This window comes from Cohnella xylanilytica (assembly GCF_014212175.1).
GTDB lineage: Bacteria > Bacillota > Bacilli > Paenibacillales > Paenibacillaceae > Cohnella > Cohnella xylanilytica.
Window position 1 is genome coordinate 1 of sequence record NZ_JACJVR010000029.1, and the last position, 12,011, is coordinate 12,011.

The 12,011-nt window shown below is 53.5% G+C and carries 12 protein-coding genes; 4 read left to right on the forward strand and 8 right to left on the reverse strand.

What is annotated here, in order from left to right; translation table 11 throughout:
• Window positions 1-60: 60 nt before the first annotated feature.
• From H7B90_RS08285 to H7B90_RS08305, 5 genes are all read right to left on the reverse strand, one after another.
• Window positions 61-513 (reverse strand): VOC family protein, encoded by a 453-nt coding sequence (locus H7B90_RS08285; protein WP_185135391.1) that lies wholly within the window; start codon window positions 511-513, stop codon window positions 61-63.
• A 177-nt stretch (window positions 514-690) separates the two neighbouring features.
• Complete coding sequence (locus H7B90_RS08290) at window positions 691-1,557, reverse strand: SDR family oxidoreductase (protein WP_185135392.1); 867 nt, start codon at window positions 1,555-1,557, stop codon at window positions 691-693.
• Window positions 1,558-1,591: 34 nt separating this feature from the next.
• Complete coding sequence (locus H7B90_RS08295; RefSeq protein ID WP_185135393.1) at window positions 1,592-2,572, reverse strand: aldo/keto reductase; 981 nt, start codon at window positions 2,570-2,572, stop codon at window positions 1,592-1,594.
• 87 nt (window positions 2,573-2,659) lie between these two features.
• A complete protein-coding gene (locus tag H7B90_RS08300; RefSeq protein ID WP_185135394.1) occupies window positions 2,660-3,115 on the reverse strand; it encodes a MarR family winged helix-turn-helix transcriptional regulator in 456 nt (151 codons plus the stop codon).
• A 132-nt stretch (window positions 3,116-3,247) separates the two neighbouring features.
• Window positions 3,248-4,270 (reverse strand): alpha/beta fold hydrolase, encoded by a 1,023-nt coding sequence (locus tag H7B90_RS08305; protein ID WP_185135395.1) that lies wholly within the window; start codon window positions 4,268-4,270, stop codon window positions 3,248-3,250.
• Window positions 4,271-4,413: 143 nt separating this feature from the next.
• Here H7B90_RS08305 and H7B90_RS08310 point away from each other — a divergent pair, with 143 nt between their 5' ends.
• A complete protein-coding gene (locus H7B90_RS08310) occupies window positions 4,414-5,307 on the forward strand; it encodes a LysR family transcriptional regulator (RefSeq protein ID WP_185135396.1) in 894 nt (297 codons plus the stop codon).
• Between the two features lie 128 nt (window positions 5,308-5,435).
• On the opposite strand, the gene H7B90_RS08315 is transcribed toward H7B90_RS08310, so the two are convergent.
• Window positions 5,436-6,443 carry a helix-turn-helix transcriptional regulator gene (locus tag H7B90_RS08315; protein WP_185135397.1) on the reverse strand — a complete coding sequence of 336 codons (1,008 nt, stop codon included), beginning with the start codon at window positions 6,441-6,443 and terminating at the stop codon, window positions 5,436-5,438.
• Window positions 6,444-6,464: 21 nt separating this feature from the next.
• Window positions 6,465-7,406 (reverse strand): helix-turn-helix transcriptional regulator, encoded by a 942-nt coding sequence (locus tag H7B90_RS08320; RefSeq protein WP_185135398.1) that lies wholly within the window; start codon window positions 7,404-7,406, stop codon window positions 6,465-6,467.
• Between the two features lie 95 nt (window positions 7,407-7,501).
• Between H7B90_RS08320 and H7B90_RS08325 the strand changes: the two genes are divergently transcribed.
• A complete protein-coding gene (locus H7B90_RS08325) occupies window positions 7,502-9,778 on the forward strand; it encodes an ATP-binding cassette domain-containing protein (RefSeq protein ID WP_185135399.1) in 2,277 nt (758 codons plus the stop codon).
• Window positions 9,779-9,863: 85 nt separating this feature from the next.
• Here the strand turns inward: H7B90_RS08325 and H7B90_RS08330 are convergent, their stop codons facing one another.
• Complete coding sequence (locus H7B90_RS08330; protein ID WP_246578495.1) at window positions 9,864-10,838, reverse strand: helix-turn-helix transcriptional regulator; 975 nt, start codon at window positions 10,836-10,838, stop codon at window positions 9,864-9,866.
• A 131-nt stretch (window positions 10,839-10,969) separates the two neighbouring features.
• Between H7B90_RS08330 and H7B90_RS08335 the strand changes: the two genes are divergently transcribed.
• Both H7B90_RS08335 and H7B90_RS08340 read left to right on the forward strand, forming a co-directional pair.
• Entirely contained in the window at window positions 10,970-11,449 is a 480-nt protein-coding gene (locus tag H7B90_RS08335) for a hypothetical protein (RefSeq protein ID WP_185135400.1), read from the forward strand.
• A gap of 22 nt (window positions 11,450-11,471) precedes the next feature.
• Window positions 11,472-11,948, forward strand: coding sequence for a GyrI-like domain-containing protein (locus H7B90_RS08340; protein WP_185135401.1), 477 nt, complete (start codon window positions 11,472-11,474; stop codon window positions 11,946-11,948).
• Window positions 11,949-12,011 lie beyond the last annotated feature (63 nt).

Genomic DNA, 12,011 nt, shown 5'->3' on the forward strand with positions numbered 1-12,011 from the left:
AATTCTATAATGTTAAAAAAACCTTAAGCAGCCTTTGTCCTAGAGCAGGGTAGCCGTTCGCTATTTATTCCCGAGTTGTTCCGCCAACCCGATGAGAATTCCTTCTTTACCGCGAATGTAGCAGAGCCGATACGAGTCCTCGTACTGAACCACTTCGCCAACGAGCTGCGCGCCATGCTTAGCGAGTCTGGATACCATCTCGTCAATGTCTTCGACGGCGAACATGACGCGCAGATAACCGAGGGCATTTACGGGAGCCGTTCGGTGATCGGATATAGGAGACGGAGTGAGGAATCGCGACAGTTCAATGCGGCTGTGGCCATCCGGGGTAATCATCATGGCCATCTCTACACGCTGCGAACCCAGCCCGGTTACGCGGCCAGCCCATTCGCCTTCGATAGTAGCCCGCCCTTCGAGCCTCAAGCCGATCTCCTCGAAGAAGGCGATTGCGTCGTCAAGGGATTCTACGACGATGCCAACGTTGTCCATTCTTAATAATTTGTTTGTTGTCATAGTTTTATCTCCTCATGGGTACAAGTTTAGTGCCTTATCATCTTCTTCTTTATTCGATCAAGGGTTGCCAATCCCTTCCAAGGGTCTCGATTGTCCCTTCCTCTATCACTCATACGTCTGTAGCGGCAAGTTATAAGGCCATCCTTGGCGGGATGGCCTTAACAAAACACCGAGGAACTAGGAAATCGATTCCTTCAGGACTTCTCTAAAACCTTTGGGAGGCCGGCCGATCAAATGGGCTAGAGCAGGATCGACTTGCGCGAAGTCTCCCCGACGGCTCGCCAGAAACATCCCCATCCGCATATTTATGCTCGCCTCCGGCACGCCTCGAGACCTCATAAGGTCCCGAAACTCTTCGTCCGACACGACGATTCGGCGGATGGTCCGCCCCAAGACCTCGGAAGCGATTGTCGCTATCCCTTCCATGTCAATGGCCTCGGGTCCCGTCAGATTGGGGGTTATGCCGTCCAGCTTTTGCTCGCTTAGGATCGCCGCCGCAGCCTCGGCCAGATCGAAGTGGGCCGTCCAGGCGACCGGACCGTCCTCAGGAGCGATCAATTCCCCTGTTTTTATGGCTCCGTCGATCAGCATTAGCGCCGATGCAGCGTAGTAGCCATTCCGAAGCGACGTGAAGGCTATGCCTGAAGCTTCCAGTCGTTGTTCGGTAGCCGCATGGTGAATCATGGGGGCGAAGGGAGATGCCGGGGAAGAGCCCATATGACTTGTGTAGAGCACCCGACGGACCCCTGCTCTCTTAGCCGAGTCAATCGCGGTTTGATGCTGCCGAATCCCATGGGGGATATCGGCCTCGCCCATGATGCCGGATGAGACGATGAGAACCTGCGATGCCCCCTCGAAGGCATGGCGCAAGCTCTCGGCATCGTCGAAGTCGCCCCGACGGACGCGAACTCCGCGTTCCCGAAGCTCATGGGCTTGATTCGGATCGCGGACGCTGACGCCGATTCGTTCGGCAGGCAGACGTTTAAGCAACCGTTCTACTACGGCGCGCCCTAATTTTCCATTGGCTCCGGTAACGATAATCATGGCGACCAACATCCTTTCATTCGTAGGATAGGGTTTATACGCGAACAGTCTTCCCGCCTCTAAATTGCATATTGGGAAAGGAAGCGCCGGCGATCTCCCGTTCGGGTATCGCCTCTTCGATTGCTCTGACCTCCTCTTCCGTCAGTTGAATATCAAGCGACCGTAAAGCTTCTTGAAGATGAGCCGGCGATAGAGTACCGATTAGCGGTAGAATGTCTTCGCCTTTGGATAACATCCATGCAAACGCCAATTGAGATAACGTTATTTGTTTATTGGCGGCGATCTCGCCCAGCTTTTGAGACAAGGCAACGTTCTTTTCCATATTTTCTTCAAAAAACAACGGGATGTAGCCGCCCTTGCTCTTTTGGATTCGCTCGTCTGTCCAATGGCCGGCAAGAAGGCCATGAGCCAACGCCCCAAAAGCAACAACGCCGATACCCAATGCCCTCGCGGTCGGCAGAAGGTCTTTCTCGATGCTTCGGTTGAAAAGCGAGTATTCGACTTCCACCCAGCTGATCGGATGCGTAGCATGCGCTCTTCTCAGCGTCTCGGCGTCGACCTGGCTGACTCCGATCTGCCTGACATAGCCGGCCTTCACCAGATCGGCGATGGCGCCGATCGTCTCCTCAACGGGGATACCCAGATCGATTCTTGCGGGCTGATAAAGATCGACATAGTCAAGATTGAGACGTTTGAGCGAATAGGCGAGATAGTTCTTCACGTGATGGGGGGAGACATCCAGTCCGTACAAGGAGCCGTCCAGCGTATTCAAGGCCCCGAACTTCAGCGATATCCAATAGTCGTCCCTGTTGCGCCCCTTCAGAGCTTCGGCGATGACCATCTCGCTTCCGCCCGCACCGTAAAAATCCCCTGTGTTCAGATGACGGATTCCACTCTCAAGGGCGGCATGAATGGTGGCAATGCCGGCCCTTCTGACAGCGTCATTGACGTTTGACATATGGCCGCAGCCGAGTCCGATTCTGGGTAGCTCCGGTCCGTTTCGTCGATCATTCATCATGGAAACCTCCTGAACTTTAAGATGCGATTTGTGTAGCCGTCTACCCATTTGTCTAAAAAAACAGATACGCGCATGGTTCATTCCTCACTTCGGCAGCTGTTTTTCGACGTTTTCAAAAGCACGGGTCAGCAAAGAAGCAAACATGGCTTTCTCGGCATCGGACATCCCTTGCGTAATCAAATCTTCAGATTTCGAGAAGGCATCACTCCTCTCGCTAAGGAATTGTTTGGCTTTGGGCGTTATATCGATACGAAGGTTGCGTCCGTCGTCCGGGTTGCTGCTGCGCGTGATAAATCCGGATTTCTCCAAACCGTTCAATAAGTTTGTCACGGACGGGCCGCTTAGGGACATCGTTTTCTCAAGAAACTTGCGGTTGATCTCTTTATGCTCCTCTATGGATTGATGAATATGGGACAGGAGAATCGCTTGCGAGCTGTTCAAGCCATGATCCTTCAGAAGCTGGTCGATAATTTCCCGGACCCGTTGCGCGATAAGCTTGATGTATAGACTATAGGGGTACATGTCGAACACGCTTGGCATAAAGATCTCCTTCGATTCGTGTAGATGTCTACACTATAGGGGTAGTTTTCTGTTTTGTCAATTGCAGGCAACAGATGCGAAAGGAGCCTGCCGCGGCACGCTCCTTTTCGTCTTAAGATTCGCTATCCAAACTTATAACTCACGGTTACTAATCGACAACAAGCGTTTTAGATGGTCGTCGATAAATCGATTGTCGGCACTGTTGATTCCGCGACCGGCAAAATGGCCCCAGATCGACTCTATAGGATGAAAAGCAGCATTAGGTATGAGCTCAGCCTCGTATTGATTATCTTCCGCCAGGCAGAAGAGGTCCGTGCTCCCCGGCATAATGCAAGCGAGCGCCTTAATGCTTTTGAGCGCCTTATCGAAATCCCCGTTATATAAGGGGTTTGCGCTAATATCCGCATTTTGTCCCGTCCATAACATGGCTAGAACATTGTGCGGATCCATCTTCATAAAGCTGTCTTCCCAGACGCCGGTTATAAAATCCGTCAAGGAGTCAAATCCCAGCTCGCGATAAAGCTCCTCTCTGTAAAACGCCTGCGATACGCCCCATCCCGCATAGACGAGTCCGACCGCGCGCATGTCCGCGGAAGTCAACTGGTTTCGTCGGCTTGAATCGAAGCGGACCGCAGCCATGAGCGCAGCTCTCATTCCCTCCAGGACCACATACGTTTGGGGCCAAGTCTTGGCGACTCCGGCGAAAGGCGCGATGCGTTCCACCATGTCCGGATAGCTTGCCCCCCATTGGAAGGATTGAATGCCTCCCATGGACCATCCGACGACGAGAGCGATCTTCTGAATGCCGAATTTCTCGGTCACCAGCCGATGCTGAAACTTTACGTTGTCATAGATGGTTACCTGAGGAAAATGAGCCCGGTCGAACGGAGGAGGCGTGTTACTGGGAGAGGAAGAGAGTCCGTTGCCCAGCAGGTTTGGAACGATGATGAAATATTTCTGCGGATCCAGGGCCATGCCTTCTCCAATCAGCCATTCATTCTGAACATGCTGGTCGCCAAAGGCAGTCGGATAGACGATGACATTATCTTTCTTTGCATTCAATCTTCCATAAGTCTTATACGCCAGAAAAGCGCCCGGCAACGTCGCTCCCGATTGCAAGGTTACGTCGCCCAAATCAAAAATATCGTAATCCATCGCACAGTCGCTCCCTTCAAAATGAACCCCATCAGTTAGCGTGTAGTTCTTGAACTTAGTATAAGACCCGTGATACTCTCAATAAAAGTGAATGAAATTCAACGCCGTATTCAAAAATATTGAAGATATAGGGGGATCGGGCGATGGAATTGCGCCAACTGAATACGTTCTGCATAGTCGCATCAACCTTAAATTTCAGTCGGGCCGCGGAAGTGCTGAACTACGTCCCCTCCAACGTCACGATGCAAATAAAAGCCTTGGAGGATGAGCTTGGCGTTCGTCTCTTTGACCGTCTGGGCAAGCAGCTCGTTCTCACAACGGAGGGCAAGCGCTTTTTAACTCATATCCAAAGCGTCCTCAACAAATTGGAGGAAGCTCGCAGCGTCGTTCATGACAATGAGAATCTAACCGGCACCCTAACGATAAGCGCCAACGAGGTTATTTGCGCCTACCGGCTTCCGGCTGTCTTTCAACGATTCCGTTCGCAGCATCCGGGAGTTCGTCTGATCTTCCGCTCCGTTCCGAATCAGCAGCTCAAGCAAACGCTCTTTGAGGGGACCGCGGATGTCGTCTTTATGCTGGACGAACCCATTCGCTCAAGCGGCCTTGCGGTGGAACCGTTGCTGGAAGAGACCTTCCGCCTCTTCGCCGCTCCAGACCACCCGCTCGCGCAACGAACGGCGCTGCAGCCGGAGGATTTCCACGGAGAAGTGTTCCTCACGAATGAAAAGGGCTGTCCCTATCGAACCATGTTTGACCGGTCATTTGAGAAAGAGGGCATTGATGGGATTACGTATTTGGAGTTTCAAAGCGCCGAAGCCATTAAACAATGCGCCATTTCGGGAATCGGCATCGCCTTTCTTCCTGAAATAACGGCGATAGCCGAAGCCGAACGGGGCGAGCTTGTCGCCCTTCCATGGCGAATTCCGGACTTGCGCGTGTTTACGCAGATGTTATGGCATAAAGACAAGTGGCTATCGCCAATTATGTTATCTTTCATAGAAGCGGCAAGGGGGGTTCTCCTGCGGGATATTTGATATGGTTTGAATAAAATTTTGCTGACATACAGTTGTCAGTCGGGGCTCCTTATACTCGGTACTGTAACGGAGTTCAAACAACTCGGTAATCACCTAATGAGGAGGTTTTCCCCGATGTATCTATCCATTCAAAGCTTTATCACCGAGTACCAGAATGAATCCGAATTTACGCGAAAAATCCTCCGTTCCTTGACGGACGCGTCATTGAAGCAAGAGATTGCCCCTGGCTTCCGTACGCTTGGAACTTTGGCGTGGCACTTAGTGCCCAAAGGCGGAATTCTGACACCGACCGGCCTCACCTTCGAATCGCCGCCCGAGCATAGCGAGTGCTCCGTTCTCACGATGAAATAGCCGTCCTCAGCGATCGTGATTTCCTCAGGGGGAAAATATTCTTCGACCTTGACCTTCGCCCGGGGATGAAAGCGAAGCACCATTTTAATCTGATTGTCTATATCTTGTTTGCCCCATCTGGCATCAAGGTCCTCCAAACTCATATCTCTGCGTATGAACCTTTCATCCGATACAAGAAGTTCTTTCATTCGGGAGAGTCTGAAGGTTCGATAATCGTTGCGAAGCCGGCAATAAGCGTATAGGTACCATGCATATCCTTTCCACGCCAAGCCGATGGGTTCCACTGTCCGCAGCTCGCCCATCCCTTCGGAATTCGTATACTTGAAAAGAACGACGAATCGATTTCTGGCCGCTTGCCGAAGCTCTGCAATCATAGTTCTATCGACATGTCCGCCTCGCCAGAGGTTCGTATCGAATAGGATCGTCTCACCGGAATCCTCAAGCCGGCTCTGCTCGGATTTGGTCATCAGCGCCCCGACTTTGGTTATCAATTCGGCCAAGTCAGGATCGTCGAGAGAAGATTGAATGCCCTTTAATGCATTCAGAATGGAATGGAGATCCTCAAACGTGACGATTTGTCTATCGATATGATACGGGTCCATGATCTCATATCCGCCGTTTGCGCCCGAATAGGAGATAATAGGGATACCGGCGCTGTTGATCGTCTCCAGGTCGCGATAGATAGTCCGCAAGGATACCTCGAATAAATCGGCTAGCTCCTGTCCGCTCATTCTTTTGCGATTGAGCAGATGCATAACGATGGATAGAAGACGATGGACCTTCAATGCTCGAAGCCTCCTCTTTGCTTATGAGTAATGGCGTAGCCGCTCCCGGGCTTCGCGGCGGATATATTCGATCGCCTCGCGCGGCTCGATCACTTTGGCCGATGTCCCCAAGCGGAAAAAGAAGTCGGAGGCGAACGGCAACTCGCTCCTGTCGATTTCGACATCGACGTGGCCGTGCTCCGGGCCCGTCATCACAAGGTAAGGCTCCAACCAAGGCTGGCTACGGCATTGCCGCACGCCTTCGCGATTTAACTCCGCGTATAGCCTCACGGGATCCTTCGGCTCGGATGCCGCCAGGCGCTGCAGCCAGTCGTCCAGCCGGAGCTGGCGCACGAACGTCTCTGACGTCCCCTCCAATGCCGCGATCCGGTCGGTCCGGAACAGCCGGGTCTCGCCGGAAGCCCGGTCGAGAGCAGGCATATACCAGAAGCCCCCGTACGCATACACGCCGGCGGGTTCGACCTCCCTCCTCGTATTTTCATTCTTTGAGACATATTCGATCTGCAAGACTCGCTGTTCCGCGGCCGCCTCGATAATAAGGGACAAGTAGGGAGACGGGACGGTTTTGGCGGGATGCCAGAAGGCTAACACGGAACCGAGACGGTCCGCTTTGTGCCGCGAGTCGGCGGGCAGACTGGCGTACAGCTTCCTGGAGACGGAGTTGATGTTAATGTTGAAGGGCAGCGACGGGTAATTCCTGAGCGATTGGAACGCGAAAAAAATAGCGAACGCTTCGTGTTCGTCGAACACGATCGGCGGCAGCGTTCTATTGTTCAGAACCCGATAGCCGCCTCCGCGGCCGGGCTCCGTGTACAACGGCACGCCCATCTCGTCGATATCCGCCAAGTAACGGTGCGCCGTCCGGATGGAGACGCCGAATTCGTCGGCCACGTCCTGCGCGGTAAAGCTGCGCTTCGTATTGACGTACATGATGAGGTCGAACAGCAGCTTTGCTTTGGACAAGAGAACAACCTCCTCCGTTTAAACATGACAACTATTGGCATGGTTTAAATATATAGTAGGATTCGAGGATTTACAATCGCAGGAGGAGGAGGACCATGAGAACGAGCGATTTCATTCGCGTGACCGGCGCAAGGGAGAAGAACTTGAAAAATGTCAGCGTCGCGATTCCGAAAAAGAAAATTACGGTATTCGCAGGAGTATCCGGCTCCGGGAAGTCGGCGCTCGTGTTCGATACGATCGCGGCGGAGGCGCAGCGGCAGCTGAACGAATCCTATTCCAGCTTCGTTCGGAACCGGCTGCCGCACTACGGGCAGCCCGAAGTGGACTCGATCGACCATTTGGCGGCGGCGATCGTCATCAATCAGAGAAGAATCGGCGGCAACGGCCGGTCGACGGTCGGAACGGCAACCGATATTTATGCCCTGCTGCGCCTGTTGTTTTCGCGGTTCGGCCGCCCGTTCGCCGGATACTCGGACATCTTTTCGTTCAACAATCCGCAGGGGATGTGCCCGGAATGCGAAGGGCTCGGCAAGGTGAAGACCGTTCATCCGGAGCGGCTGCTCGACAAGGAGAAGTCGCTTAACGAAGGCGCCATCGAATTCCCTACCTTCCGGCCCGGCGATTTCAGGTGGAAGAGGTACGTATGCACCGGCTTGTTCGACAACGACAAGAAGATCAAGGATTACACGGAGGACGAACTGGACACTCTGCTGTACAAGACAGGGTTCAAGCCGCCGAACCCGACGAAGGAATGGCCGCCGACCTCGTACTACGAAGGGGTCGTTCCGAGAATCAAGCGAACTTTCCTGAACCGGGACTCCCGGGACGTTGCGCGTTACAAGGACGCCATCGATCGAGTGGCGACCGAGGAGACGTGTCCCCTCTGCGGCGGCGGCAGGCTGCAGCAAGCGGTATTGGCGTGCCGAATCAACGGTAAAAGCATCGCGGACTGCGCAGGCATGCCGATCGGCGAGCTGCTCCGGTTCGTTCAAGACGTGCAAGAACCGGCGGCGCAGACGGTCACGGAGGAGATGGCGAAGCGGCTGCGCCATATCGTCTCCGTCGGACTCGGCTACTTGACGTTGAACCGGGACACCGCCAGCCTGTCGGGCGGCGAGTCGCAGCGGATCAAGCTGGTTCGCCAGCTCGGCAACAGTCTGACGGACATGATCTATATTTTCGATGAGCCGAGCATCGGGCTTCACCCGCACGATGTCGGCAATATCAATCGGCTCATGCGGGAGCTGCGGGATAAAGGAAACACGGTGTTGATCGTGGAGCACGACCCCGACGTCATTCGGATTGCGGATCATCTTGTGGAGATGGGACCCGAGGCCGGGGCAGGCGGCGGACGGATCGTATACGAAGGAACGTTGTCCGGGTTGTTGTCGGCGCATACGTTGACTTCCGAATATGTGAAGCGGAAGCCCGAATTCAAGCCTGAGCCGCGCATGCCCAACGGATGGATCGAGGTGAAGGGCGTGCGTCGGAACAACCTGAAGGGGATCGACGTTCGTTTTCCCCTCGGTATCATGACGGTCGTCACCGGCGTCGCGGGATCGGGGAAGAGCACTTTGGTTCGTGACGTGCTCTCAAGCTGCCGGCCCGATGCCGTCTATATCGATCAAGGCGCGATCGGAGCGTCGGTCCGTTCCAATATTGCCACGTACAGCGGCATGTTCGACGAAGTTCGTCGTCTGTTTGCGGCGGCCAATCGGACGAGCGCTTCGTTGTTCAGTTTTAATTCCCAGGGAGCTTGTCCCGAGTGCAAAGGATTGGGAGAGGTCTACATCGACTTCGCGTTCATGGACACGGTATCGAGCGAGTGCGAGCGGTGCCGGGGGCGGCGGTTCACGGACGAAGTTCTCGCTTATACGCTTCGCGGGAAAAATATAAGCGAAGTGTTGGCCATGACGGTGGACGAGGCATTGTCCTTCTTCGCGGAAGAGGAGATTGCGTCTGCGCTGCGGAGAATACAGGAGACGGGAATCGGGTATTTGACGCTGGGGCAGCCGCTCAGTACGCTGTCGGGCGGCGAATTGCAGCGCTTCAAGCTGGCGATGGAGCTCGCAAGCGGCGGCGAAGGAAAGCTGTATGTGTTGGATGAGCCGACGACGGGACTCCACATGTCGGATGTCGAGCGGCTGATCCGCATCATGAATCGCCTTGTGGACCAAGGCGGCACGTTGATTGTCATCGAACATAATCTGGACGTCATCCATCAGGCGGACTGGATCGTCGATCTCGGCCCCGGCGCGGGGGAAGAAGGGGGGCGGTTGCTATACGAAGGAGTGCCGAAGAATATCGTCGGATGCAGCGCATCCGTGACAGGGAAATATATAAACGGGGGAAGGGCAAATAGTTTTGTATAGAGGCAAAGCTCGCGGGTACGTGAGAATTGTTGTTAGGGCCATCCGTGGCGGGATGGCCCTAGCCAACCTGTCATATCCCTCTACTTTATTGGCCTAGCCTGCACTTGGTTAAAGTGTCGGCGCTTCTCCTTAACCGCTCTTCCAAAATCAAGCGCAGCTCGTCAGGAATCCGTTCAAACTCGACCCCTTTCCCCAAAAACAACAGCCAATCCGCATAATACTCCAGCGTCTCGACATCGGTCACATCCAGTTGAACATTGAAAATTCCGCTCGACTGGAACATCCCTGTAAAGGACAAAATAATTCCCGGCGGGTGTAAACGCTTAAAGCGCTGAATCCCCGTCGCATCAAGCTTTACGACCAGATTGGATTCGCGTGCGCCAAGCCGTTTTTTGCTTAATATCTCCTGCTCAGACCGCTTCATCTCCTGCTCGGAAATGGCCGAATCCCGCAGCATCTCGACCGGCAAATAACGAAACTCATCGGCATCAAGATCATAAACCTCGACCAGCCAATGAGCATTAGAGTTAAAAATATGAAGCAAAAAAACGTCCATCAACTGCGGCCATCCGGGACTCGGCTCATAAGTCAAGCGCAAGTGCTTATCCCGCGCAGCAAGCGAGATCAACTTGTTCAACTCCGCGGGCGCCGCATCGTCGAGTTCCAGAAGGTTCGGATTCGCAGGATTCGTATTTTCAAAAAGCAAGATTTGATTCAGCTCGATCAGCTCGTCGTGCTGGGTTTGCGACGCGATGCCGATGAGTTTCTCGGTGATGGAGCGGCGATTTTGCAAATAAGGCAGCTGCGAATTTTTCGAGGCGATAAAGCTGATGAATATCGCTTTCAGCTCTTCCGGCGTGAACCGGACGGCGGACAGATACTGATTTTGCAGGACATTGTAGCCGCCCCCGCGCCCCAGCTCGGACGTCAGCGGAAACCCCATCGCCTGAATCTCGTTAATGTCGCGGATCGCCGTCGCGCGAGAAATCTTGAACTCCCGCTGAATCTCTGCAATCGTAAAATGCGCGCGGTTATTGATGAAGCGCATGATCAGGTTCACTCGTTCTGTTCTCTTCATGATTTTATTGTATCAGAAAATGGATCATCCGGATGATAAAAGGTATCGTTTTTTGATACATTTAGCGAATAGGATCAATCTTGTAAAATAAAATCCGCTAAGGAGAGATTACAATGTCTAACTACTCCATCCAAACCATCTCGGAAAACTACAAAATGACTGCTTTCGGCGTATTGCTTGAAGACTACAACGACTGGGCAGGCAATGCGGCAAAAACGGCGGCGAAAAAAACGGAAATCACTGAAAACGGCAAGCTTGCTGAACTTCTCGCGCTCGCGGACGGGCAAGAATATCAAATCAACTACGTTATTGACGGCAAGGCATGGCGCGGCTTCGGCGTGATGGGCGCATACGACGTGGAAGGCGCGGTCGTCCTCGACTTCCTCGCCGGGGACTACCTCGTGGTGCCTGGCACAGGCGCCGACAAAGACCGCCTTGCCGACGAAATAACGGGCAAAGTTTTCGGCGGCCTGCTGCAAGAAATCGCGGACTACAAATACGTCGGGCCCGGCAACTCGACATTCGTCAAAGCCGCTGAAGACGGTAAGTTCTACGGCGAAATGTGGCTTCGCGTAAAAAAGGCAGCCGGCTAATCTCAGTCTGAGGAGCGCTCGCATGGCAAATTACACAGTTGAATATAAGAATACATTTACGTTGACCGCATACGGTTTTTCGATTCAATCCAATTTCCAAGACGCGCCGGCATTGCAAAAGGAAAAAGCGGCGTTTTGGGAAAGGCTCAAGGCTGACGGACGTTTCGATAAGCTCAAAGCGGCCGCCAAAGATGATCGCGAATGGTCGGTCAACGAAGTTTATCAAGGCAAACCGTGGAATTATTTCGCGGTAGAAGCCAGCAAGTCGGTGGCTGACGCGACACGCATCATCGAGTTCCCGGAGAGCGAGTATATTGTGGTGGCAGGAACCGGCGACAAGGAAACTTTGTTCGATCAGTTGACTTACCGCGCTTTCGCCGAAGTCTTGGCACAAATCACGGACTATGCTTACATCGGCGGTCCAAACGCGACTTATCGCGAAGAAAACGGCGACGGCGCTTTCTACGGCGAATTCTGGGTTCCTGTGGTTAAAAAATAGCAGGGCAATACGGGGGATTCCTCCGTTTTAAGGCCATCCTTTTGACGGATGGCCCTTTTCTGT